The organism is Streptomyces sp. NPDC053079, assembly GCF_044546695.1.
Taxonomy (GTDB): domain Bacteria; phylum Actinomycetota; class Actinomycetes; order Streptomycetales; family Streptomycetaceae; genus Streptomyces.
Genome location: NZ_JBITZJ010000002.1, coordinates 721,266 through 743,891, shown reverse-complemented (window position 1 = coordinate 743,891; position 22,626 = coordinate 721,266). Strand labels below are relative to the sequence as shown.

Sequence of the window (22,626 nt, the reverse complement as noted above, 5' to 3'; positions counted from 1 at the left end):
GGGAAAGAAAAGGCAGATGGGCAGCGCGCGCTGCGGTCGGACAACCCCCTGTGTCGACTTGGCGCAGAAGCTGATGCGTAACTTACATTCAGACATCTCTCGTCAGCAAGGTGGGAAGAACTGCCGACGCCTTTACCCGAAGTATTCAATCCGCTTGGTCACACCGCCGTAGTAATGCGCGTTACCCCGGCGCGGCGGGCGCCGGCTAGGGCCGACCGGGCCAGGACCGCATCGCCGCCGCGGCCACCGCCTCCAGCTCCGTGCGGCTCGCCCCGTCGCGCGCCTGCTGGGACATGCCCTGGAAGACGGCCTGGACGAAGCGGGCCAGCGTCGGCGCCTGACCGGCGGGCAGCTCGCCGGCCTCCTCGCCCTGGCGGATTCTCGCCTCCAGGCCCTCGGTGACCTCGCGCCGCCGCTCGCACAGCGCCCGCTCCGCCTCGGCGGAGGCGGTGGTGCCGTGGTCCCCCGCGGAGATGACCAGACAGCCGCGCGGCCGGCCCTCCGTCGTCAGCTCGGCCGCCGCCTCGCGCAGCAGCCGCTCCATGGCCGCGCGCGCGGTCGGCTCCTCGCCGACGGCGCGCTCCGCCCAGGCGCCGTAGCGGTGGCGGTAGAGGGCGAGGGCCTCGTGGAAGAGCGCCGCCTTGTCGCCGAAGGCGGCGTAGAGGCTGGGCGCGCCGATTCCCATGACCCGGGTGAGGTCGGCGATGGACGTGGATTCGTAGCCATGGGCCCAGAAGGCCAGCAGGGCCTGTTCGAGCGCCGACTCCCGGTCGAAGGAGCGCGGCCGCCCGCGCTGCTTGGTCGCCATGCCCGAATTTTATAGCGATCACTAGAAAAAGCGCCAGGGATTTCCGGGCGCTACCGCGTCTCCGTGACCTTGGCGAGCGCCCTCGGCGCGTCCGGGTCCTGCCCCCGCGCGATGGTGATCTCGTAGGCCAGCATCTGCAGCGGCAGGATCTCCAGCACCGGCTGCAGCTCCTCGGCCACCCCGGCGGTCGGCAGGGCGAATCCCGCGGACGCCTTCGCCACCTCGGCCTCGCTGCCGACGACGAAGAGGTCGGCGCCCCGGCCGCGCAGCCGCTCCAGCACCGGCTGGAGGGCCTCGCCGCCCCTGCCCTCGGTGACGATGGCGATGACGGGCGAGATGTTGTCGACCATGGCCAGCGGCCCGTGCAGCAGGTCGGCGCCGGAGTAGGAGAGAGCGGGGATGTAGCTCGTCTCCATCAGCTTCAGCGCCGCCTCCTTGGCCGTCGGATAGCCGTAGCCGCGCGAGGTGAGGACCATGCGCTCGGCGAAGCGGTAGCGGCTCGCGAGCTGTCTGACCTCCTCGCCGCGGGCCAGCACCCGCCCGGCCAGCTCCGGCAGGTCCCGGGCGGCCGAGCCGTCGCCGCCCCGCAGCCCCTCGACGAAGAGGTAGAGGGTCAGGAGCGAGGCGGTGTACGTCTTGGTCGCCGGCAGCGCCCTCTCCGGGCCCGCCAGGATGTCGAGGTGGTACTCCGAGACGGCGGCCAGCGGGGAGTCGGGGTTGTTGGTGACCGCCAGGGTGACCGCGCCGGCCTCGCGGGCGGCCCGCGTGGAGGCCACCAGGTCCGGGGAGCCGCCGGACTGGCTGACGGTGACCACCAGGACGTCGGTCAGGTCGGGCCGGGCGTCGTACGCCGTCGTCGTCGACATGGAGGTCAGCCCGCAGGGCATCCCCAGCCGCACCTCGAGGAGGTACTTGGCGTACAGGGCCGCGTTGTCGGAGGTGCCGCGCGCGGTGAGCAGCACGAAGCGCGGCGCCCGGGCGGCGATCCGCCGGGCGGTCTCGCGGATGCGGGGCGCCCCTTCGTCGAGGATGCGGCGGAGCACGACGGGCTGCTCGGACATCTCGCCGGACATGATCAGTCCCGGCCGCTCTCCCGACATGCTGGCTACCTCCCGGTGACGCCCGCTCCGCCGACTGCCAGTCGACCACGGCGGGCACCGGGGCCGCCAGCCGGAACCGGCCGGAAAGCCCGCCCGGGCGGGCGGCGGCGCTCTGCTAGATTGGTCTATACCACCGAGTTTCAGTCTTTTAGATCGGCAGGACCAGTCGTGGAAATTGTCATCGTTCCGGACGCCAAGGCAGGCGGCGAACTGATTGCGGACGCCATTGCCGCCCTGCTGAACCGCAAGCCCGACGCCCTGCTCGGCGTGGCCACCGGCTCCACCCCGCTGCCCGTCTACCAGGCGCTGACGGCCAAGGTCCGCGCGGGCGCCGTGGACGCCTCGCGCGCCCGCGTCTGCCAGCTCGACGAGTACGTCGGTCTGCCCGCCGACCACCCCGAGTCCTACCGCTCGGTGGTGCTGCGCGAGGTCGTCGAGCCGCTGGGCCTGACCGAGGCCTCCTTCATGGGCCCCGACGGCACCGCCGAGGACGTCCAGGCCGCCTGCGAGGCGTACGACCGCGCGCTGCCCGCGGCCGGCGGGGTGGACCTCCAGCTGCTGGGCATCGGCACCGACGGGCACATCGGCTTCAACGAGCCGTGCTCCTCGCTCGCCTCGCGCACCCGCATCAAGACGCTGACCAAGCAGACCCGCGTCGACAACGCGCGCTTCTTCGACGGCGACATCGACCAGGTGCCGCACCACGTCATCACGCAGGGCATCGGCACGATCCTGGAGGCCCGCCACCTGGTGCTGCTGGCCACGGGCGAGGGCAAGGCCGAGGCGGTGGCGGCGAGCGTGGAGGGCCCGGTCTCGGCGTTCGTGCCCGCCTCCGCCCTTCAGCTGCATCCGCACGCGACGGTGGTCGTCGACGAGGCCGCGGCCTCGAAGCTGAAGCTGGCGGACTACTTCCGCGCCACGTACGCGGCGAAGCCGGCCTGGCAGGGGCTGTAGTCACTTCCGGGGCTCCGCCCCGGACCCCGCTCCTCAATCGCCGGAGGGGCTGATTTCAGCCCGTCCGGCGATTGAGGACAGCGGGACTACGCCCCCGCGATGACCTCCGCGGCAGCCAAGCCGCACACCCGCGCCGCACCATGCGTCGCGATGTGCAACGCCCCCGTCGGCGGGGCCTGGTTGAGACCCATCTCGACCACAACGGTCTCCGGGCGGGCGGCCAGCAACGTGCCCAGCATCCCGGCCATCCACGGGTGCCGGTGCACGTCGCGGACGACCGCGACGATCCGGCGGCCGGCCGCGGCCCGGAGCACCTGCTCGACGTCGGCCTCAGCGGCGCCGTACGTGCCGGTCTCCGTACCCGGCACCAGCCGGGCCAGCTCCGCCCCCACCCCCCACGGCGTCTCGTCCCCCACCGCGATGTTCGCCAGCGGCGTGAACGCGGCCACGTACACGGGCCCGTCCACCGGCACGTACCCCGCGGCGGCGGTCACCCTCAGGGCGCGGCGGGCCGCGGTCAGGCCCACCTCGGGTGCGGGTGCGGGCGCGGTCCCCTCCTGTGCCGCACCCGCACCCGCGCCCGCGGTCCAGCGCGCCAGGGCCCGCACCCGGGCGGCCGCGTCGGCGAGCCGTTCCTCCGCCAGCTCCCCGGCGCGCACGGCCGCGACCAGCGCGTCGCGCAGCCGCAGCACGGTCTCCTCGTCGGCCAGGCCGCCGCCGACGCAGATGGCGTCGGCGCCCGCGGCGATGGCCATGACGCTGCCGCGTTCGATGCCGTACGTCCCGGCGATGGCCCGCATCTCCATGCCGTCGGTGACGATGAGCCCGTCGAAGCCGAGGCCGCCCTCGGTGACCGGTCCGCGCAGCAGGCCGTGCAGGGCCGCCGCGCTGAGGGTGGCGGGCAGGGCGGCGTCGAGGGCGGGCAGCAGGATGTGCGCGCTCATCACGGCCTTGGTGCCGGCGGCCACGGCCGCCCGGAAGGGCACGAGTTCGCGGGCGTAGAGCGTGGTGAGGTCCGCGTCGATGCGCGGCAGGTCGTGGTGGGAGTCGACGGATGTGTCGCCGTGGCCGGGGAAGTGCTTGGTGCAGGCGGCGACCCCGGCGGCCTGCAGGCCCTCGACGTAGGCGGCGGTGTGCCGGGCGACGAGGTGCGGGTCGGCGCCGAAGGACCGTACGCCGATGACCGGGTTGTCCGGGTCGGAGTTGACGTCGGCGGACGGCGCCCAGTTGAGGTTGACGCCGCACGCGGCGAGGCGGCGGCCGAGCTCGCGGGCGACGGCACGGGTCAGCGCGGTGTCGTCGACGGTGCCGAGGGCGAGGTTGCCGGGGAAGGAGGAGCCCGTACGGACCTCCAGGCGGGTGACGTCGCCGCCCTCCTCGTCGATGGCGACCAGCACGTCCTCGCACTCGGCGCGCAGCTGCGCGGTCAGGGCCGCGAGCTGCTCGGGCGAGGCGATGTTGCGGCCGAAGAGGCCGACGGAGTGCAGGCCCTCGCCGAGCCGGCGCAGCAGCCAGCCGGGGGCGGTGGTGCCGGTGAAGCCGGGCTGGAGGACGGTGAGGGCGTCCCGGGTGAGCGTGTCCATGGGGGTGGGTACTAGCCCTTCACTGCGCCGGACGTGAGACCGCCGACCGCCTTGCGCTGGAGGATGACGAAGAGGACGAGGATCGGCACGGCGAAGAGCGAGGAGGCGGCCATGGTGGCGCCCCAGTCGTCGCCGAAGGTGGTGCGGAAGCCGGTGAGCCACAGCGGGAGGGTCTGCGCCGCGGGGTCCTTGCTGAGGATCAGCACCATGGGGAACTCGTTCCAGACGGTGATGAAGCCGAAGAGCGAGGTGGCCATCAGGCCGGGGGCGAGCAGCGGGAAGATCACCCGGACGAAGGCCTGGGTGCGGGTGCACCCGTCGACCATCGCGGACTCCTCCAGCTCCTTGGGCACGGCGGCGACGTAGCCGCGCAGCGTCAGGACGGTGAAGGGCAGCACCATGACGGTGTAGATGGCGGCGAGCGGCACCAGGCTGTTGAGCATGTCCGCGTCGCGTACGATCATGTAGTACGCGATGACCATGACCTCCCAGGGGGCCATCTGGGCCATCATCATGACGAGGATGAAGCTCTTGCGGCCCTTGAAGCGCATCCGGGCCACGGCGAACGACGCGAGCAGCGCGATGACCAGCGACAGCCCGACCGCTATGAGGGTGACGGTGAGGGAGTTGCCCACAAGCGTCCAGAAGCCGTCCGCGTCGACGGCCTTGGTGAAGTGCTCGAAGGTGGGGTTGGTGGGGAACCAGACGGGGGTGTCGCTGACGATGTCCTTGTTGGCCTTGAAGGCCGTGGCGAACATCCAGTAGACGGGGAACGCGAAGACGGTGAAGAGGACGACCGCCATCGCCCCCGGCCAGACGCGACCGAGCAGCGAACGCCTCACAGCTCGTCCTCCTCTTGCTTGAGAACCAGGCGCAGGTAGTACGCGGTCAGGGCCAGCAGGATCACGATGGTGAGGATGGAGATCGCGGCCCCCATCCCGAAGTGCTGGCCGCCCATGCCCTCCTGGAAGGCGTAGACGGGCAGGGTCTCGGTGAGCCGGTCGGGGCCGCCCTCGTTGATCGCGAAGACCTGGGTGAAGGCCTTGAAGACCCAGATGACCTCGAGGAAGGTCGTGGCGAGGAAGAACGGCTTGAGGAAGGGGAAGGTCACCGAGGTGAACTGCTTGAGGCTGCCGGCGCCGTCCAGGGAGGCCGCCTCGTACAGCTCCTTGGGGATCGTGGTCGTGGCCGCGTAGAGGTTGATCGCCACGAAGGGGACCGACTGCCAGACGATCAGCACGGTGATCACGAAGAAGGTGGACAGCTGACTGCCGGTCCAGTTGTAGCCGTGCATCGCGTGCCAGCCGAGCTGGTCCAGCACGTGGTTGACGACGCCGAAGCGCTGGTCGAAGAGCCACTGGAAGACGGTGGTCGCGGCGACGACGGGCATGGCCCAGGCGAGGACGAGGCCGAGCGAGAGCAGCAGCCGCAGCTTGGTGCCCAGGCGTGCGAGCAGCAGCCCGGTCAGACAGCCGAGCGCCATGATCAGGACGACGTTGGCGGCGGTGAAGACGACCGAGCGGCCGGTGACGGCCCAGAATTCGGAGCTGCCGAGCGTGTCGGCGTAGTTGTCGAAGCCGGTCCACTCGGTGACGTGCCGGATGAGCTGACGCTTGTTGAGGTTCTGCAGCGACAGCAGGCCGTTCTTGAGCATCGTCCAGCCGAGCAGCAGCACGGTGAGGGCGACGGCGGGGAGGATCAGCAGGTACGGGGCGCTCCGCGCGGCCCGGCCCGTGCGGGGGCGGGGCGGCGGGCCGCCGCCCTTGCCGGTCCGGGGGGCGGTGTCCACCGCCGCCTCTTCGATCTGCGCTGACATCGTCGTCCGCCTTCTCCCCTGTCAAGCGTGTCTCACGGTGGTACTTCCGCGCACGGTCGTGTGTGCGTACGGGCTTACGCGTACGGGCGTGGGCCCGTACGCACACACGACCGGTGGGGTCACTGCTTCTGGCTGAGGCGCTTGTTCATGTCGGCCTCGACCTGCTTGGCGGCCTCCTCGGGCGACTTGCCGCCCAGGACGGCCGTCATATAGGCCTTGATCGGGTTGGGCGCGTTCTCCACGGCGGCCCACTCGGCGATGAGCGGGGTGGTGCCGCCGCCCTTGGCGGCGGGGGCGGCGGCCTCGGCGGCCGGGTTGCCCTTCACGCTGGTGAGCAGCGACTCCTTGTTGGGGATCGAGCCGACCTCCTTGGCCAGGGCGGCCTCGTTCTTGTCGGACAGCGCGATCTTCAGGAACTCCTTGGCGAGCTCCTTCTTCTTGCTGCCCTCGGAGACCGCGAGGTTGGAGCCGCCGAGGAAGACGCCCTCGGGCTTGTCGGCGCTCTCACCGGGGATGGTGAAGTAGCCGATCTCCTTCTCGATCTCCGGGTTCGCCTTGATGGCGGTCTGCGCCTCCCAGCCCATGCCGATGAACGCGCCGGTCTTGCCCTTGGCGAAGACGTCGGCCTGCTGCGGGGTGGCCTCGTCCTTGTCCTTGGGCGCCTTGCTGAACGCCTGGTACTGCTTGTAGATCTCCATGGCCTTGGCGACCTTGGGGTCGGCCAGGTTGGAGACGTACTTCTTGCCGTCCTTCTTCACCAGGTCCGCGCCGGTGCCGATGGTCAGGCCGTCGAAGAAGTACCAGTTCTGGCCGGGCAGGTAGAGCGGCTCGGCGTCGCCCTTCTTCTGGATGGCCTCGAGGTCCTTGAAGAACTCGTCCCGGGTCTTCGGGGTGTCCTTGATGCCCGCGTCGGCCCAGATCTTCTTGTTGTAGATGACCACGCGGTTGGCGGCGTACCAGGGCGCCGCGTACTGCTTGCCCTCGAAGACGGAGGGCTTGTTGAGGGAGGCGGTCCAGTCCCCGCCGATCTCCTTCTTCAGGTCCTCGAGCTCGGCGAGGCCGCCGGTCTGGGCGTAGGAGGGGGTCTGGGTGTTGCCGACCTCGACGACGTCCGGTGGGCTGGACTCGGAGAGGGCCGTGGTGAGCTTCTGCTGGATGCCGTCCCACTTCTGGACCTGGATGTCGAGCTTCGCACCGGTCTTCTGTTCGAACTCGGCCTGAACGGCCTTCGTCCAGGCCGGCGGGTTCGAGCCATCCATGAACCAGACGGTCAGGGACTTCGCCTTGGAACCGTCGGCGCCGGTCTCCTTGTCACTGTCGCTGGACCCACAGGCAGCAACACTCACCAACATGGCCGCGACACCCGTCGCCGCTATGAGCCCACGCTTCACAGCACTCTCCTCAAGGACCGAATGTGGTCTTTAATGGTTTAGACCAGTGCCCGCAGCTTGGCCTAGACCTTTTGGGGTGTCAAGGGTGTATAAGAGTCGCTGTCGGCTCCGTTACCGGACCGACACCTCGAGGTCTACCTGGGCTTCTCGGCCCCCTCGGGCTCTGCCCGTGCCACCATGTGACCGCGATGGACGGAGGAGCCGGTGACGGCAGCAGGAACGGAGTCGGGAAGGCGCGACATGGCGACCGAGGGCGGCACGACGGAGGGCGGCGGCACCACGGGCGGCGCGCGGACCGCGCGCGTTCCCAAGTATTACCGGCTCAAACGGCACTTGCTGGAAATGACCGAAACCATGCCCCCCGGCACCCCCGTCCCGCCGGAGCGCACCCTCGCCGCGGAGTTCGACACCTCGCGCACGACCGTGCGGCAGGCCCTCCAGGAACTGGTCGTCGAGGGACGACTGGAGCGCATCCAGGGCAAGGGGACCTTCGTCGCGAAGCCCAAAGTCTCCCAGGCCCTGCAACTGACCTCCTACACGGAGGACATGCGGGCGCAGGGGCTGGAGCCCACCTCCCAGCTCCTGGACATCGGCTACGTCACCGCCGACGACCGCCTCGCCCAGCTCCTCGACATCGCGACGGGCGGCCGCGTCCTGCGCATCGAGCGATTGCGGCTGGCCAGCGGCGAGCCCATGGCCATCGAGACGACCCACCTGTCGGCGAAGAGGTTCCCGGCGCTGCGCCGCAGCCTGGCGAAGTACACCTCTCTCTACACGGCCCTGGCCGAGGTCTACGACGTCCACCTCGCGGAGGCGGAGGAGACCATCGAGACGTCGCTGGCCACCCCCCGCGAGGCGAGCCTGCTCGGCACGGACGTGGGCCTGCCGATGCTCATGCTGTCGCGGCATTCGGTGGACGCGCAGGGGATGCCGGTGGAGTGGGTCCGATCCGTCTACCGCGGCGACCGGTACAAGTTCGTGGCGAGGCTGCGGCGGCCGTCGGAGTGACGGCGAAGATCGCCGGACGGGCTCGAAAGCCCGTCCGGCGATCTTGTGCGGTCCAAAGGGCCGCGCCGGCTCAGGCCGCGCGGGAGAAGCGACGCGCCGCCAGGGTCAGTGCCGTCGCCGCCAGCAGGGCTACGAAGCCCATCTCCAGCGCGACCGGCGGCGTCCAGCCCGCGATCTCCACGGACTCCGCGTAGCCGCCCAGGTCCACATCGCCCGGAAGCGTCCGGCGGATGCCGTCGATCGCGTACGTCAGCGGGTTGAGCGCCACCGCGATGCCCAGCCAGCCGGGCAGCCCCCCGGGCGGGAACATCGCGCCGGACAGGAACATGAGCGGCATCAACGCCAGGCTGACCACGACCTGGAACGTCTGGATGCTCTTGATCGTGACCGCCGCGAGCATGCCGATCGTGGTGAAGGCCAGGGCCACCACGAAGACTTCGGCCAGGACCACCAGCAGCATCGGGTGGTACGGCACCCCGGCGAGCGGGGCGATGATCAGCACCATGAGGCCGTAGACGGCCCCTGTCGTGGCGCCACCCGTGCACAGGCCGAACAGCAGGCTGCTGCGCCGGACCGGTGCCACGAGGGCCTGGCGCAGGAAGCCCACCTGACGGTCCCAGACCACCGAGACCCCTACCGAGATCGCCGGTGCCTGGGTGGTCATCACGAGGATGCCCGGGAACAGGAAGCTCCGGTACTCGTCGTAGCCCTCGCCCACGACCCCCGAGGTGTCCAGGCCGGTGCCCAGGACGAGCAGGAACATCAGTGGCGTCACCAGACCCATGACCAGCTGGATCTTGTTGCGGCTCAGCCGGATCATCTCGCGGTGCCACAGCATCCTGACGGCCCGCAGATTCCTGCGGGAGGACCCGCGCGGGCCCGTCCGGGACGGCCGGGCCGGGGTGGACGTGGTGAGGCGGGCGCGGGCCCGCACCGTGCCGGTCCCGTTCACCCCTGCCTCCTGACGAGGTCCTCGAGCGTCATGGGTCCCGCCTCGTCGTCGCGGATGCTGTGGCCGGTGTAGTGGAGGAAGACGTCGTCGAGCGAGGGCGGCGTGACGCTGACCGAGTGCACCCGCACCCCGGCGTCCCCGCAGAACTTCGGGACGAACGCCGCGCCGTCGTCCACCCTCAGCCGTACCCCGTCCGGCCCCGCCTCGGCCTCGACCCCGTACCGCTCGCGCACCACCCGCGCGGTCTCCTGGTCGTCGTCCGTGCGCAGGACGACCAGGTCGGCTCCGACGACGGCCTTGAGCCCGGCCGGGGTGCCCTCGGCGACGACGAAGCCGTCGTCCATGATGGCGATCCGGTCGCAGTTCTCGGCCTCCTCCAGGTGATGGGTGGTCATGAAGAGCGTGACGTTGCGTTCGCGCCGCAGGCGGTGCAGGTGCTCCCAGATCGCCACCCGGGTCTGCGGGTCCAGGCCGGTGGTGGGCTCGTCCAGGAACAGCACCGCCGGGGTGTTCAGCAGGCCCCGGGCGATCTCCAGACGGCGGCGCATGCCACCGGAGAAGTCCCGGACGGGGGTGGCGCGGCGGTCGGTGAGCCCCACGAGCCCGAGCACGGCCGCGACCTCCGCCGCGCCCTGCCGGCGGGTGATCCCGAAGAGCTCGGCGTAGAAGCGCAGGTTCTCCTCGGCCGTCAGGTCCTGGTCGAGGGTGGACTCCTGGAAGACCAGACCGATGTGGTCCCGGACCTCGTCCGGCTGTGCGACCACGTCGAAACCGGCGACCTCGGCCCGCCCCGCCGTGGGGGCGAGCAGGGTGCACAGCATGCTGATCGTGGTGGTCTTGCCCGCGCCGTTGGGGCCGAGGAACGCGAAGGCGGTGCCGGCGGGCACGCTCAGGTCGAGGCCGGCCACGGCCACGGTGTCGCCGTAGACCTTGCCGAGGTCCTCGGCGCGGACCGCGACGTCCGCGTCCGGGGCGCTCATGACGCCTCCTCCTGCCGCAGCCGTACGGCCATCACGGTGCGGAACCGGGACAGGTCCCCCGGCTCCCCCACGGGCTCGCCGTCCACCTCGACCCAGGCGTGGGCGCCGAACGGGTCGGTGCGGAAGCCGGTGCACCAGTCGGGCCACCGGCCGTGCATCCGGCACAGCAGGGCGGCGGCGACCGACCGCTGCAGGCAGCCGAGCCCCGCGCAGCGGGTGCTCACCGTCACCGCCGCCTGCCGGGCGTACAGGGCCTGGTCACGGGTGGCCGGGCGGCTGCCGCGGCTGAGCAGGCGCAGCACTTGGCGCAGCCGGCGCGGCGAGAGCCTTTTGGTCAGCAGCAGCGCCACGCCGGTGGCGAGCCGCGCGCCGACCTGGCCGCGCCAGGACAGGCCGGCGGCGCGGCGTTCTCCGGTCACGGGAATCGTCATGCCGTCACCACCAGGTGGGCCTTGCCGAGGGCGGCCACGAGCCGGCGTACGTCGGCGAGGGCCCGGGAGGCGGCGTCGGGCGCGTTCCGGGTCAGTTCGGCCGCGGCCTCCTCGGGGGAACGGCCGTCCAGGAGCAGTCTCAGCGTGACGGCGCCCGAGCTGTTGAGGTGCCAGTAGCGCCCGCTGTGCTCGTCCAGCAGCACCAGGCCCGCCTCGGTGTCGGTGGCGATCACGGTCCGGGCGAGTGCGAGGGTCATCGTGGTTCTCCCACGGGGTGCGGGGCGGCGCTGGGCGAGCGCAGCCAGGCCTCGCACGCCACCGTGTTCTCGAACTGGGACAGGTGATGGCTCTCGGGGGACGGGGCGAGGAACGCGGTGCGCAGGGCGTCGGCGTTGACCAGGCCGCGTTCGGCGAGCCGGAGATCGGTGCACAGGTCGAGGAAGCGGTCCCGGTTGCGGCGGACGCCCTCGTGGAGTTCGGCGCTGAACTCGCCCTTGGAGCGGCGGTCGAGGATGTCGGCGGGCACGGTGCCGCGCATGGCCGCGGTCAGCAGGGGCTTGAACCGTCCGCGGACCATCCGGTCGGACAGCCGCACCGACATCGCCGCCTCGACGACGCGGTCGTCGAGCATGGGCGCGTCCCACTCCACGCCCGAGGCGGCCATGGCGCGCCGGGTCTGCCGGATGAGCCTGCCGTCGTATCCGGTGAATTCCAGCAGCTGGTGGCGGAGCCGGTCGGGATCGAGCGGCGCCGTCCCCGCCTCGGCCGCCTCGCGGTACAGCTCGCGTACGAGCGCCACGGCGGCCGACGTGGCCCAGGGCGGCATGCGGGAACCGCCCGTCCAGCCCAGGTCGAGGTGGGGCGGCCGCGGCGGTGGGGCGGTCAGCCGGCGTGCGCTCGCCATGAGGGCGTGCGGGAAGTCGCCGCGGTCGGCGAGCGCGCGGACGGTGGCGGCGAGCGGCCAGCGGTTGAGCAGCCGGTGGCGCTGGATGACCGGCAGGGACCGGAGCGGGTGCCGACGGGCGAGGGACCACAGGTAGGAGGGGGTGGAGCCGAAGAGTTCGTCGCCGCCCAGGCCCATCATGTGCAGCGACGAGCCGTCCTCGGCGGCGGCCCGGGACAGGTCCGTCAGGTGGGCCGCCCCCGAGGACCACAGGGCCGGCCCCTCGCCCGTGTCCAGGGCCCGGCCCGGGTCGGTCTCGACGTCGAACCAGTTCGCCTCGCGGGACTTGGGAATCCAGTGGTGGCGGGCGCGCGGCAGCCGGTCGGCGGCGCGGCGGGCCCAGAGGGTGTCCTCGTTGGCCTCGTCCAGGGGTGCGACGTGGTAGGTGGACAGCTCGTCCGTCCGCGCCTCCGCGATGAAGCACAGGCAGGTGGAGTCGAGCCCGCCGGAGAGGTCGGCGCTCACTCTCCCGGGGCGGCCGGTCCGCAGGGCCACGGCCTCGGTGAGGGCGTCCCGTACGGCGGCCGCGGCGTCCGCGAGCGGGAGGTCGTCCGGCGGCGGGTGCCACCAGCGGATCTGCCGGCCGCTGCCGTCGGCGCGCAGGTGCAGCCAGTGCCCGGGGGTCAGGGCCTCCACCCCGGTCCACACGGAGCGCTGGGTGAGCGGCCAGGGCGGCAGGGGGTCGAGGAGCTGGAGGGCGAGCGCGCTCTCGTCGGCACCGGCGCCGGTCAGGGCCGCCAGCAGGGCAGGGCTGCTGGCCGCCACGCTCACCCCGCGGGTACGGGCGGTGAAGATGTGGCGTGCGGTGGAGAGCGAGCCCTGGGCCCGTACGTCGCCGTCGAGGCTGGCGACGAGGTGGACGCTGCCGGGCACGCTCCGTGCCAGGGCGTCCAGGCCGTACGGGGAGGTGGCGCGTTCCAGCGCCCGGGCGAGCCCCTGGGTGTTCTTCGGGAGGTGCCCGAACACCGCGATCCGGTAGGGCCCTTCGGTCACCAGTAAGACGTCCCGGTCAGCCCACCGGCCGACCAGCCACGGCCGCCCGGAGTGATGCGGTATCGAACGGGCCCCGGCGAACGCGGAATTTCCCGTGATGAGGTTTTCTGCTTCCGGGTGGTCCGGAAGGACGGTGAAGTCCATTTCCCCCTGCCATTGTTCCGGCCGCTGTGCGCGGGGCACACGGAAATCGACGGTGGCGGAAGGACGGTCGATGCCGTTCACCGCCACCGTCGGGTCATTCCGGCCTCAGGTGTCAGCCGATGCAGATGAACGCACGGCCGCAGCCGGCGAAGTCACGGCAGCTGCCCCACGGGCTGCAGAGGGTGAGCTCCTCGAAGTCGCCGATCTCGACGAGGGTCGGGGGCTCGTAGACGGTGTTCTCCATGGTGTCCTCCGGTGAATCGGATAGGAATCGAATGCGAGCAGTTGTTTCGCACTCGCTATCGACCGAACACCGGGAATCTAACGTGGAATTGGTCCCGTACCAGCGGGACTCCGGGCCCTCGCGGGTCCCTATTGCGGGTCCCTGATCGTGGTCCCGCGCCAGGGACCGGAGCGGGACCGCGGACAGCCCTCAGGCGTCGCGGCGGCGGAGCACGAGGAGCCCGCCGACGAGGGCCGCGGCCGTCCAGAGGACCAGGACCAGCAGGCCGGCCCACGGCCCGAGCACGGAATCCGCCTGCTCGCCGACCGTCATGACCTGCGAGCCGGCCCGGTCGGGCAGATAGCGTGCGACCTCCCGGAGCCCGGGGACGGCATTGGCCACCGGGGAGAAGACGAAGACCACGGAGAACAGCAGCGACAGCGAGAGTGCCGTGCCGCGCAGCATCGTGGCGACTCCCAGGGAGAACAGGCACATCAACGTGAGGTAGAGCGGGGCGCCGAGCACGGCGCGCAGGGCCTCTCCCTCACCGAGCGAGACGCCGTGCGGCCCCAGCGCCTGCTGCGAGGCCAGGAAGCAGGCGAAGGACATGACCAGGGACAGCGGGAAGGCCACGACGGCGGCCGAGGCGATCTTCCCGACGTAGAAGAGGCCGCGCGAGGGGACGGCCGCCAAAGACACCCGGATCATGCCGCTTCCGTATTCGCCGCTGATCAGCAGCACACCGAACGCGAGCAGGGCGAGCTGGGCGAACTGCACGCCGACGAAACCGGAGTTGACCGGGTCGAAGTCGTCCACGACCATGTCGCTTCCGGTGTCGATGGCATGCCGGACGGAGATGTTGTTGATCAGCGCGATGCCCACGCTCACGACGAGCGCCAGCGCCAGCGCGCCGAGCGTCGACCAGAGCGTACGGATCTTGGTCAGTTCGGCCCTGACGACGGCCGTGGGCGCGTTGCCGGTCATGACGCCCACTCCCCCGCCACGGTCGCCGCCGCCCGGTACTCCGCCGCGTGCGACGTGAGCCGGAGGAACGCCTCTTCCAATGAGGACTGCTGGGCGCTCAGCTCGTCCAGGGTGATGCCCCTGTCGGCCGCGATCCGGCCGATGGCGGCGGTGTCGGCCTCCTCCACGGTCATGGTGCCGTCCACTTCGCGGACCGCGTGCAGGCCGGCCTCCTCCAGCGCCGCCCGCAGCAGCCCGGGCTGGGGGGTGCGGATGCGCACGGAGGGGCGGCAGTTGTCGGCGATGAAGCCGGCCATGCTGGTGTCGGCGAGCAGGCGTCCCCGGCCGATGACGATCAGATGGTCGGCGGTGATGGCCATCTCGCTCATCAAGTGGCTGGAGACGAAGACCGTCCGACCCTCGGCGGCCAGCTTCTTGAGCAGGGTCCTGATCCAGCGCACCCCCTCCGGATCGAGGCCGTTGGCGGGCTCGTCGAGGATCAGGATCCCCGGGTCCCCGAGCAGTGCCGCGGCCAGGCCGAGCCGTTGGCCCATGCCCAGGGAGAAGCCGCCCGCGCGCCTGGCGGCCGCCGGCTCGAGGCCGACCAGCTCCAGCACCTCGCGCACCCGCCGCCGGCCGATGCGGTTGGTCTGGGCCAGCCACAGCAGGTGGTGGTAGGCGGTGCGGCTGCGCTGCGCCGCCTTGGCCTCCAGCAGGGCTCCCACGTGCCGGATCGGTTCGCGCAACTGCCCGTAGTGCCGTCCGTCGAGCAGTACCCGGCCCCGGAGCGGGTGGTCGAGGCCCATCGTGATCCGCATGGTCGTCGACTTGCCGGCGCCGTTGGGGCCGAGGAAGCCGGTGACGGTGCCGGATTTCACGGAGAACGACAGGTCGTCGACGGCGACCGTGCTTCCGTATCGTTTCGTCAGCTCCTGGATTTCGATCACCCTTCGACGATCCCGCACCGGGGGCTCGCTGCCATCGGCCCGCCAACCGATCGCCCGCCTCCGACCGGGGGCCGAGGAGGGGCGGCACGGGCACGCCAACTCCCCCTGCGGTAGGTCATTCCCGGGGCGGAGGTACGGCGGCGGGTCGCGCAGTAAGGTCACCGGGTGGTTGACGACTGGAGCGGGCGGGCCGGTCCCGGCCTGCCCGACGAGGGCGCCCGGGCCGTGGTCCGGCGGCTGCGCCCGCGCGAACTGCTGGCCCTGGACGTCCTGGCCGCGGTCGTGCTCGTGGCGGCGTTCCTCGCGATGTCGGGCGCGTCCGCCACGGGCTCCGCGGCCCCGCCGGCGGCCCGGGTGACGCTGGCGGCGCTGATGGGCCTGCCGGTGGCCGTGCGCAGGCTCTGGCCCGTGCCCGTGTGCGCGGTGACCGCCGTCGCCTCGCTGGTGGCGGCGCTGTCCGGCGTGGTGCCGGAACCGTTCCTCGCGGTGGCGCTCGCGCTGTACTGGGTGGCGGTCACGGCCCCGCGCGCACGGTGGGTGCCCACCCCGACCATCGGCCTGGTCAGCGTCGTCTTCCTGCTCGCCGTCGTGCTGGCGGGCACGTCCACATGGGAGCCGGGGGCCCTGCCGATGCAGGTCGTGGGGGTGGCCCTGGCCGGAGCGGCGTGGGCGACCGGCCGTGCGGTCCGGGAACGGCGGGCCTACGCCGCGCGGTCGGCGCAGCAGCTCGCCGACCGTGCCGTCGCGGAGGAGAGGCTACGGATCGCCCGCGAGCTGCACGATGTCGTCGCGCATCACATCGGGGTGATCGCGGTGAAGGCTGGGGTCGCCCATCACGTCCTGGCCAAGCATCCGGAGGCGGCGGGCGAGGCGCTGGGCGTCATCGGGACGGCGAGCCGCGCCGCGCTCGCCGAGATGCGCCACATGCTCGGCGTCCTGCGCTCCGACGGCACGACGGACGAGGAGGTCGCCGACCTGCGGCCCTCGCTCGGGCTGTCGGAGCTGTCCGGTCTGGTCGAGCACGCCGCGGCGGCGGGCGTGGAGGTCGAGGTGCGCGCCCGGGACCTCCGGGGGCTGCCCGGGACGGTGGACCTCTCGGCGTACCGGATCGTTCAGGAGGCCCTGACCAATGTCATGAAGCACGCGGGGCCCACCCGCTGCCGGGTCGAGCTGGACACCGACGAGCAGGGCTTGCGGATCCGGGTGACCGACGACGGCCCCCGCAGGCGGCCGCACCCCCGCCCGGGCGACGCGCCCGGCCACGGCCTGCTGGGCATGCGGGAGCGGGTGGCCCTCCACGGCGGCGACTTCCGCGCGGGCCCCCGGCCCGAAGGGGGCTTCGCGGTGAGCGTGCGGCTACCCTTCACGCGGCAGGCGGGCTGAGGGGAGGCGGCGGTGGGCGAACCGATGCGAACGGACGGGATCGCGGGGCACGTCGGGGAGCGGGTGCCGGCGGAACCCGTACGCGTACTGATCGCCGACGATCAGGCCCTGCTCCGGGGCAGCTTCCGCGTCCTGGTGGAGGCCGAGCCCGGCCTCACCGTGGTGGGCGAGGCCGGGACGGGCGCCGCGGCCGTGGAACTGGCCCTGCGCACCAGGCCGGACGTCGTCCTCATGGACGTGCGCATGCCCGAGATGGACGGCATCGAGGCCACCCGGCTCATCCGCGACACTCCGGAAGCGTCCGACGTCCGGGTCCTGATCCTCACCATGTTCGATCACGACGCCTATGTGTTCAGCGCCCTGCGCGCCGGGGCGAGCGGCTTCCTCCTCAAGGACGTCTCACCCGTCGAACTCCTCCAGGCGATCCGCGTGGTGGCCTCGGGAGAGAGCCTGCTGGCCCCGAGCGTGACGCGGCGCCTGGTCGCCGAGTTCTGCCGGCGGCCGGAGCCCGCGCCCCGGGTCCCCACCGAACTGGGCGGGCTGACGGCCCGCGAGCACGAGGTGCTCACCCTGGTCACCCGCGGCCTGGCGAACGGCGAGATCGCCCGGCGGCTGCACGTCAGTCCCGCCACGGTGAAGACCCATATCGGCCACCTCTTCGACAAGCTCGGCGTCCGGGACCGCGTCCAGCTGGTGATCATCGGCTACGAGACGGGCATCATTTCGCCGGGCAACCGCTGAGGAGGCCCGCCTCGGCGTCCCGCGCCCGCATCGCCGCCGACGTACGGTCCTTGACCTCCAGCTTCCGGAACAGCCGGGTGACGTGATTCTTGATCGTCTTCTCGGAGAGCACGAGGGAACGGGCGATACGCCTGTTGTCCCAGCCCCGGGCGATGTACTCGAGGATTTGCAGCTCGCGATCGGTGAGCGAGGGAAAGGCCGCCCGGCTCGGCACACCGTCGGGCGGGGAGAAATACGTCCCCAGCCGCGCGGCGACGGACGGACCGAATACGGCCCCGCCGTCGGCCACGACCTGAATGGCCCGGAAGAGCTCCTCGCACGAGATGCACCTGGAGACGTATCCCTGCGCCCCCGCACGTACCGCGGCGACGACCGCCGCCTCCTCCTCCGCCCCCGACGACACCACCAGAACCCGTGGTGCCCGTCCTCCCGGCGCCGCACCCCCGGCTATGGTCCGGACCAGATCGCTGCAGGTGCCCGAATGCGGTGCGCCGACCAGAACGACATCGGTGCCCCCGGAACTGCGGAGCCGCTCCCGTACGTCCGTCCCGAAATCCGACCCTTCTCCTACCACCGCAACGTCGTAGGCCTGTTCCGCGGCGGCACGGACCCCCATGCGGTACATGGCGTCCTCGTCGATGAGAAAGAGCTTTACGGTCACGCCTTACCCCCTGTTGACCAGGAGCAGTACGACTGAGCTCCTGGGCCCCCGTTGCGCTACGGCGACAACCCGGCCCGAATGCCGCTGCCATTCCGTGCCACCGTGGCTCCCCCGTCGGCCAACACGCGGATCACCTTAAGGGATTGTTTCTGCAGCGTGAACCCTGATTTTTGTCGGATTGCGCCCCTCCGCACCCGGTCCGCAATCCGCATCGGCATCTCTTCATCCGCCGATAACGTTCCTCACCTGTGCAGTCGACCCACCCCCCGTTCAGCGGCCGCCGTTCCGCCTGCGGCGTGCGGCAGGACCGCATCTTTACGGTGCGGGCCGGGACGGACGGGCACGGCCGCGGCGGCCCGCGAACCGTCGCGACCCGGGGGTGAGCAAGGCGAAGATCACCGCGTACGGTATCGGAATGAGCCAAGCCGTCGATGCTGTCGATGCAGCCGCGATCGCCCTGAACGAGCGTTCCTGGACCCCTTCGGACTACGAGCTGGCCCTGGGCCGGGACTTCTTCTCCCGCCGCGACGGGCTGCCGCAACGCCTGCTGCCGGGCATGCCCGCGTGCCCCACCCCCCAGGGCTGGGGCACTCAGCACGTGCTGTGGCTGGAGGACGTCTCCTACCTTGCCGACGAGATGCTGGCGGCCTGGCAGTCATGGCTGCCGGCCAGCCACATGATGGCCCTCCTGGGCGCCTACGGCGGCCTGGCCGCGTCGGTCCGGCCGCTGTCGGCCCAGCTGGCGCAGGCGTGGGAGGCCGAGTGGTCGGGCCCGATAAGCCCCCAGGAGACCTCATGGTGGGAGGACTGGCACCTCCCGCCGGAACAGCGACAGCAGGTCGACGCGCTGACGGACCGCCTGGTGCTCGTCGGCTCGGTGATGGTCATGGCCGTGAACCAGGGCGGAACGGCCGGCTGACGCTCGCGGTGCCCGCGCTCACTGCGTGACGGTGAGCACGATGTCCACGGTGATGCCGTCGGGAGTGGCAAGGCGCAGGACGTAGGTGCCGGGGTGCTGACCGGCGTGGATCGGCGGCAGCGCGATCACGCCGTCGGCTCCCGGCGCCGGGAGGACGAGGGTGCGGACGGGCGCGCCGTCCGCGCCCGTGAAGTACGGCCCGACAGCGTTCTCGACGGTGTCCTCGGCGGCGCTCTCCTTGCCCGTGATCAGGGTCGCGGTGACCTTCGTCCCGGTGGCGGGCTCGGCGTAGCGGGTGGCCTTGACCCGCACGTCTCCGGTGAAGTCGCCGCCGGCCGCGGCAGGCGGGGGCTGCTGGCCGAGCAGCGTCAGGGTGTCGGCGGTGGCGGTGGGAGCGAGGCGGACGGTCACCCGGAAGGCGACCCCCTGGCCGGGCCTGCCCTGGACAGTCGCCTTGATCTCGAAGCCACCGGGCCGGTCGCCGAGGCGGAGCGCCGGAACCGTGGCGATGCCGTGCCCGTCCGCGGCGACGGTGACGCCTACCGCTGCGCCGGGGAAGCGTTCGCTGTCGCCCCCGACGATCTCGAAGGTGACGTCCGCGCCCGGGACGCCGTCGCCGTAGGCGTTCACGGCGCGGACCTGGAGGCTCGGGCCGAGCTCCTGCCCGGTCTCGGCCGCAAGGCTCCGGTCCCCGACGGCCTCGAGCCGGGTGACGACGCGGGGATCAGGCTTGGGCTCGGGCTTGGGTTCGGGCTCGGGCTTCACGTCGGGCCGGGGCGACGGCTTGGACGCCGGCTTGCCGGTCGGCGTGGTGGCCCGCTCGCCGGGCCGGCTGCCGGTCCGCACCGGAACGACCGTCCGGCTGACGCTGCCGCTGCCGCCCGTGGGGTCGGGACGGTACGGGGTGGCAGGAGTGTCGTCGGGCAGGGCCGTGACCTTGCCGCCCTGGTACGTACGCATCCATTCCAGCACGGCGTTGACGTACTCGCGCGAGTTGTTGTAGCTCAGGATGGCCTTGTCGAGGTCGGCCGCGTTGCTCAGGTTGCGGTCTCCGGCGCACAGGTAGCGGGCGGTGCCGAGGGCGGCGTCGTAGATGTTGTTCGGGTCCTTGACCCCGTCGCCGTTTCCGTCGGCGCCCCAAGTCGCCCATGTGGACGGGATGAACTGCGTGGGCCCGACGGCCCGGTCGTACTCGGTGTCCCCGTCCCACCGCCCGCCGTCGGTGTCCCGGATCAGCGCGAACTGCTTCCCGTCCAGGCGCGGCCCCCGGATGGCCTTCTCGGTGGTCCCGTCGGTGCGCAGCCCGTAGCCCGAGGCGTGCACGGATTCGACGCGCCCGATCCCGGCGACCAGCTCCCAGGGAATGCGGCACCCCGGCTGGCTCGCGGCCAGCGCCTGCGCGGCCTTCTTGTACGCGTCCAGAGCGGTGACCGGAATACCGGCTTCACCGTTGGCCGACAGGCCGAGCTGCGGGGGCTTCCGAAGATCGGGGAGGACGAGGTTGGGCACACCCCTGGGCTGTGAGCCCTGCGCGCTGTCCGGTCCGGGAGCGGCCGGGTCCGCCTGTGCGGTGAGCGGCCCCGCGGCGGCGGCCGTGGAGAGGGACGCGGCGAGGGCGATCCCACACAGCCCGCGGCGGGTGCGGCCGGTGAGGTGGAGGGGGGCGAGCTTCATGGGGCGGCGGTTTCCTGACGTACGTACTGCGGTGCTGCGTAGCGACGCGGGTGTGGGGCCGGCACACGGGGTGCCGGCCCCACGGGACGAATCAGCGCTTCAGGTCACTGTTCCAGGCCTTCACGGGGGCGTTGAAGCCGCTCCCGCTGCTGGTGAAGGTCCACAGAGCGGCCGACGCACGGCCGTCGGAGCCCTGGCCGTAGGCGTAGGTGACGCTGACGTCGGCCTTGCCGTCGCCGTTGAAGTCACCGGTGGCGAGCTCGCTCGCGGCCCAGTTCCAGCTGTCGACCGTGGTTCCGCTCTCCCAGACCTTGCGCGGGTCGGTGAAGCCGTCCTTGGTGCCGGAGAAGACCCACAGGCCGGTCTTGCTCTTGCCGGAGACCGTGCCGTAGTCGTACAGGACGGCAATGTCGGCCTTGCCGTCGCCGTTGAAGTCACCGGCCGCGACCTTGCTGGCCTTCCAGCTCCAGCTGCGGCCCTCCCAGGTCAGGCTGTTCCAGACCTTGCGGTGCTCGACGAAGCCGTTGCTGTTGTCGGCGATGAGCCACAGGGCCGTCTCGTTGCGGCTGTCGGAGGTCGTGCCGTTGCCGTAGAGGACGGCGATGTCGCTCTTGCCGTCGCCGTTGAAGTCACCGGCGACCATCTTGCTGCTGTTCCAGTTCCAGCTGGTCGAGCCGCTCTCCCACGCCTTGCGGGGTTCGCCGAAGCCGTTGCCGTCGCTGGTGAAGGTCAGCAGGCCGCTCTCGTTGCGGCTTCCGTTGTTGCCGTAGTTGTAGAGGACGGCGATGTCGGCCTTGCCGTCGCCGTTGAAGTCACCGGACGCGACCTTGCTGGCGTCCCAGTTCCAGCTCTTCCAGGTGCTGGAACCGCTCTCCCAGACCTTCACGGGGGCGTTGAAGCCGGTCCCGTTGCTGGTGAAGGTGAACAGACCGGTGCTGCTTCGGCCGTCAGGGGTCTTGCCGTAGTTGTACAGCGCGCCGATGTCAGTCTTGCCGTCGCCGTTGAAGTCACCGGACGTCAGCTTGACGGCGTCCCACCGCCAGCTGTCCGAGCCGGTGCCCCACACGGCGCGCGGCTCCTTGAAGCCGTCGCCGGTGGCGGTGTGCACCCACAGCGCCGCCCGGCCCCGGCCGTCCTTCGACGGACCGTAGTCGGTCAGCATGGCGACATCGGCCTTGCCGTCACCGTCGAAGTCGCCCGTGGTCGTCGCGTAGCGCTTCGGGAGACCACGAACCTGCTGGATCCAGAAGCCGACGTCGTCGGTCCGGCTCGCGACGGCGCCCTTGCGGGTCTCGTCCTCGTTGCCGAAGCAGCCGCCCTGCCAGGAGGCACTGCTGACGGCGACCAGCTCCTCGCGCCCGTCGCGCTCCCGGACCACCGGCCCGCCGGTGTCGCCCTTGCAGACGGCCTCGTCCTTGCCGGTGATGTCGAGGCTGGTGCCCTTCACGGCGTCGACGCCGAAGGCACCCGAGTGCACACGGTCCGGCACCCACTCGTCCTTGGTACGGCCGTAGCCGGCGACCCGCAGGGTGTCGCCCTTGGCGGGGGCGACGGAGCCGAGTGTGGCGGGCTTGACGTCGGCGACGGGGGCGGCGAGCCGCACCATGACGAGGTCGCGGTCGTCACGCGGGACCAGCTCGACGACGTCCCGCACTTGCCCGGCCCCGACGGTCGCCTGGGTCTTCAACTGCGGCGCGCCGGGGGCGACCTTGGCGCCCGGCTGCGTGGTGTCGGCGAAGCAGCTGCCGGCGGTCAGCACCCACTGCACGTCGACGAGCGTGCCGGTGCAGGCGCGCTTGCCTTCGCCGATGTCGAGCTTGACGGTCGAGACGTACTGGCCGTCCTTGGCCGCATCGCCGGTGACGGCGTGCGCGGGGGCGGCGACCAGCGCACTGGACGCGACGGCGGTGGTGAGGAAACCAGCTGCCCACGCTGCGCGCGAACTACTGCGGTTCATATGTCTTTCCTTGAGGGGGTGGCGGCGAGCGTGGGCAGGACACGCTCAGGTCCGG

The 22,626-nt window shown here is 71.6% G+C and carries 22 protein-coding genes; 5 read left to right on the top strand and 17 right to left on the bottom strand.

Features of this window, described 5'->3' with window-relative positions; translation table 11 throughout:
- Positions 1-205 precede the first annotated feature (205 nt).
- Positions 206-808 (bottom strand): TetR/AcrR family transcriptional regulator, encoded by a 603-nt coding sequence (locus ACIGXW_RS10670; RefSeq protein WP_399571964.1) that lies wholly within the window; start codon positions 806-808, stop codon positions 206-208.
- A 50-nt stretch (positions 809-858) separates the two neighbouring features.
- Positions 859-1,908, bottom strand: a complete 1,050-nt coding sequence (locus tag ACIGXW_RS10665; protein ID WP_071962398.1) for an SIS domain-containing protein — start codon at positions 1,906-1,908, stop codon at positions 859-861.
- A gap of 168 nt (positions 1,909-2,076) precedes the next feature.
- Here ACIGXW_RS10665 and nagB point away from each other — a divergent pair, with 168 nt between their 5' ends.
- Entirely contained in the window at positions 2,077-2,862 is a 786-nt protein-coding gene (gene nagB / locus ACIGXW_RS10660; protein ID WP_071962399.1) for a glucosamine-6-phosphate deaminase, read from the top strand.
- An 86-nt stretch (positions 2,863-2,948) separates the two neighbouring features.
- Here nagB and ACIGXW_RS10655 read toward each other — a convergent pair whose 3' ends face one another.
- From ACIGXW_RS10655 to ACIGXW_RS10640, 4 genes are all read right to left on the bottom strand, one after another.
- Positions 2,949-4,445 carry a glycoside hydrolase family 3 protein gene (locus ACIGXW_RS10655; RefSeq protein ID WP_399571961.1) on the bottom strand — a complete coding sequence of 499 codons (1,497 nt, stop codon included), beginning with the start codon at positions 4,443-4,445 and terminating at the stop codon, positions 2,949-2,951.
- Between the two features lie 11 nt (positions 4,446-4,456).
- Positions 4,457-5,287, bottom strand: a complete 831-nt coding sequence (locus ACIGXW_RS10650) for a carbohydrate ABC transporter permease (RefSeq protein ID WP_399571958.1) — start codon at positions 5,285-5,287, stop codon at positions 4,457-4,459.
- Entirely contained in the window at positions 5,284-6,261 is a 978-nt protein-coding gene (locus ACIGXW_RS10645) for a carbohydrate ABC transporter permease (RefSeq protein ID WP_071962402.1), read from the bottom strand. Before ACIGXW_RS10645 ends, ACIGXW_RS10650 begins: the two co-directional genes overlap by 4 nt.
- Before the next feature lie 119 nt (positions 6,262-6,380).
- Positions 6,381-7,652 carry an extracellular solute-binding protein gene (locus ACIGXW_RS10640; RefSeq protein WP_399571955.1) on the bottom strand — a complete coding sequence of 424 codons (1,272 nt, stop codon included), beginning with the start codon at positions 7,650-7,652 and terminating at the stop codon, positions 6,381-6,383.
- Between the two features lie 240 nt (positions 7,653-7,892).
- Between ACIGXW_RS10640 and ACIGXW_RS10635 the strand changes: the two genes are divergently transcribed.
- On the top strand, positions 7,893-8,660 hold the full coding sequence (locus ACIGXW_RS10635) for a GntR family transcriptional regulator (protein ID WP_071962404.1): 768 nt from the start codon (positions 7,893-7,895) through the stop codon (positions 8,658-8,660).
- A gap of 70 nt (positions 8,661-8,730) precedes the next feature.
- On the opposite strand, the gene ACIGXW_RS10630 is transcribed toward ACIGXW_RS10635, so the two are convergent.
- The 8 genes from ACIGXW_RS10630 to ACIGXW_RS10595 form a co-directional block, all read right to left on the bottom strand.
- Positions 8,731-9,612, bottom strand: coding sequence for an ABC transporter permease (locus ACIGXW_RS10630; RefSeq protein WP_399571952.1), 882 nt, complete (start codon positions 9,610-9,612; stop codon positions 8,731-8,733).
- Positions 9,609-10,592, bottom strand: a complete 984-nt coding sequence (locus tag ACIGXW_RS10625; RefSeq protein WP_399571949.1) for an ATP-binding cassette domain-containing protein — start codon at positions 10,590-10,592, stop codon at positions 9,609-9,611. The genes ACIGXW_RS10630 and ACIGXW_RS10625 overlap by 4 nt, the downstream gene beginning before the upstream one ends.
- The gene (locus ACIGXW_RS10620; protein ID WP_399571946.1) at positions 10,589-11,023 is read right to left on the bottom strand and encodes a lasso peptide biosynthesis B2 protein; all 435 of its coding nucleotides are present in this window, start codon (positions 11,021-11,023) and stop codon (positions 10,589-10,591) included. The genes ACIGXW_RS10625 and ACIGXW_RS10620 overlap by 4 nt, the downstream gene beginning before the upstream one ends.
- Positions 11,020-11,280: a lasso peptide biosynthesis PqqD family chaperone gene (locus ACIGXW_RS10615; RefSeq protein WP_399571943.1), complete on the bottom strand. Its 261-nt coding sequence runs from the start codon at positions 11,278-11,280 to the stop codon at positions 11,020-11,022. The genes ACIGXW_RS10620 and ACIGXW_RS10615 overlap by 4 nt, the downstream gene beginning before the upstream one ends.
- Entirely contained in the window at positions 11,277-12,959 is a 1,683-nt protein-coding gene (locus tag ACIGXW_RS10610; protein WP_399571941.1) for an asparagine synthase-related protein, read from the bottom strand. The genes ACIGXW_RS10615 and ACIGXW_RS10610 overlap by 4 nt, the downstream gene beginning before the upstream one ends.
- Before the next feature lie 256 nt (positions 12,960-13,215).
- Positions 13,216-13,347, bottom strand: coding sequence for a lasso RiPP family leader peptide-containing protein (locus ACIGXW_RS10605; RefSeq protein ID WP_360906830.1), 132 nt, complete (start codon positions 13,345-13,347; stop codon positions 13,216-13,218).
- Positions 13,348-13,536: 189 nt separating this feature from the next.
- Positions 13,537-14,310 (bottom strand): ABC transporter permease, encoded by a 774-nt coding sequence (locus tag ACIGXW_RS10600; RefSeq protein ID WP_399571939.1) that lies wholly within the window; start codon positions 14,308-14,310, stop codon positions 13,537-13,539.
- A complete protein-coding gene (locus tag ACIGXW_RS10595) occupies positions 14,307-15,236 on the bottom strand; it encodes an ATP-binding cassette domain-containing protein (RefSeq protein ID WP_071962411.1) in 930 nt (309 codons plus the stop codon). The genes ACIGXW_RS10600 and ACIGXW_RS10595 overlap by 4 nt, the downstream gene beginning before the upstream one ends.
- 165 nt (positions 15,237-15,401) lie before the next feature.
- Here ACIGXW_RS10595 and ACIGXW_RS10590 point away from each other — a divergent pair, with 165 nt between their 5' ends.
- A complete protein-coding gene (locus ACIGXW_RS10590; RefSeq protein WP_399571936.1) occupies positions 15,402-16,619 on the top strand; it encodes a sensor histidine kinase in 1,218 nt (405 codons plus the stop codon).
- 24 nt (positions 16,620-16,643) lie between these two features.
- Positions 16,644-17,360: a response regulator gene (locus ACIGXW_RS10585; RefSeq protein WP_399572511.1), complete on the top strand. Its 717-nt coding sequence runs from the start codon at positions 16,644-16,646 to the stop codon at positions 17,358-17,360.
- Here the strand turns inward: ACIGXW_RS10585 and ACIGXW_RS10580 are convergent.
- Complete coding sequence (locus ACIGXW_RS10580) at positions 17,338-18,021, bottom strand: response regulator transcription factor (RefSeq protein WP_399571934.1); 684 nt, start codon at positions 18,019-18,021, stop codon at positions 17,338-17,340. The genes ACIGXW_RS10585 and ACIGXW_RS10580 overlap by 23 nt on opposite strands.
- Before the next feature lie 415 nt (positions 18,022-18,436).
- On the opposite strand from ACIGXW_RS10580, the gene ACIGXW_RS10575 reads away from it, so the two are divergent.
- A complete protein-coding gene (locus ACIGXW_RS10575) occupies positions 18,437-18,940 on the top strand; it encodes a hypothetical protein (protein ID WP_399571932.1) in 504 nt (167 codons plus the stop codon).
- A gap of 18 nt (positions 18,941-18,958) precedes the next feature.
- Here the strand turns inward: ACIGXW_RS10575 and ACIGXW_RS10570 are convergent, their stop codons facing one another.
- A complete protein-coding gene (locus ACIGXW_RS10570) occupies positions 18,959-20,614 on the bottom strand; it encodes a lytic transglycosylase domain-containing protein (protein WP_399571930.1) in 1,656 nt (551 codons plus the stop codon).
- A 91-nt stretch (positions 20,615-20,705) separates the two neighbouring features.
- Positions 20,706-22,571: an FG-GAP-like repeat-containing protein gene (locus ACIGXW_RS10565; RefSeq protein ID WP_399571928.1), complete on the bottom strand. Its 1,866-nt coding sequence runs from the start codon at positions 22,569-22,571 to the stop codon at positions 20,706-20,708.
- Between the last annotated feature and the right edge of the window lie 55 nt (positions 22,572-22,626).

Excerpts from the sequence above, each read along its gene's own strand:
- ACIGXW_RS10565 (WP_399571928.1), bottom strand. The coding sequence starts at position 22,571 with ATGAACCGCAGTAGTTCGCGCGCAGCGTGGGCAGCTGGTTTCCTCACC.
- ACIGXW_RS10620 (WP_399571946.1), bottom strand. The coding sequence starts at position 11,023 with ATGACGATTCCCGTGACCGGAGAACGCCGCGCCGCCGGCCTGTCCTGG.
- ACIGXW_RS10615 (WP_399571943.1), bottom strand. The coding sequence starts at position 11,280 with ATGACCCTCGCACTCGCCCGGACCGTGATCGCCACCGACACCGAGGCG.
- ACIGXW_RS10655 (WP_399571961.1), bottom strand. The coding sequence starts at position 4,445 with ATGGACACGCTCACCCGGGACGCCCTCACCGTCCTCCAGCCCGGCTTC.
- ACIGXW_RS10570 (WP_399571930.1), bottom strand. The coding sequence starts at position 20,614 with ATGAAGCTCGCCCCCCTCCACCTCACCGGCCGCACCCGCCGCGGGCTG.
- ACIGXW_RS10635 (WP_071962404.1), top strand. The coding sequence starts at position 7,893 with ATGGCGACCGAGGGCGGCACGACGGAGGGCGGCGGCACCACGGGCGGC.
- ACIGXW_RS10575 (WP_399571932.1), top strand. The coding sequence starts at position 18,437 with ATGAGCCAAGCCGTCGATGCTGTCGATGCAGCCGCGATCGCCCTGAAC.
- ACIGXW_RS10600 (WP_399571939.1), bottom strand. The coding sequence starts at position 14,310 with ATGACCGGCAACGCGCCCACGGCCGTCGTCAGGGCCGAACTGACCAAG.
- ACIGXW_RS10645 (WP_071962402.1), bottom strand. The coding sequence starts at position 6,261 with ATGTCAGCGCAGATCGAAGAGGCGGCGGTGGACACCGCCCCCCGGACC.
- ACIGXW_RS10670 (WP_399571964.1), bottom strand. The coding sequence starts at position 808 with ATGGCGACCAAGCAGCGCGGGCGGCCGCGCTCCTTCGACCGGGAGTCG.
- ACIGXW_RS10625 (WP_399571949.1), bottom strand. The coding sequence starts at position 10,592 with ATGAGCGCCCCGGACGCGGACGTCGCGGTCCGCGCCGAGGACCTCGGC.
- ACIGXW_RS10585 (WP_399572511.1), top strand. The coding sequence starts at position 16,644 with ATGCGAACGGACGGGATCGCGGGGCACGTCGGGGAGCGGGTGCCGGCG.
- ACIGXW_RS10665 (WP_071962398.1), bottom strand. The coding sequence starts at position 1,908 with ATGTCGGGAGAGCGGCCGGGACTGATCATGTCCGGCGAGATGTCCGAG.
- ACIGXW_RS10605 (WP_360906830.1), bottom strand. The coding sequence starts at position 13,347 with ATGGAGAACACCGTCTACGAGCCCCCGACCCTCGTCGAGATCGGCGAC.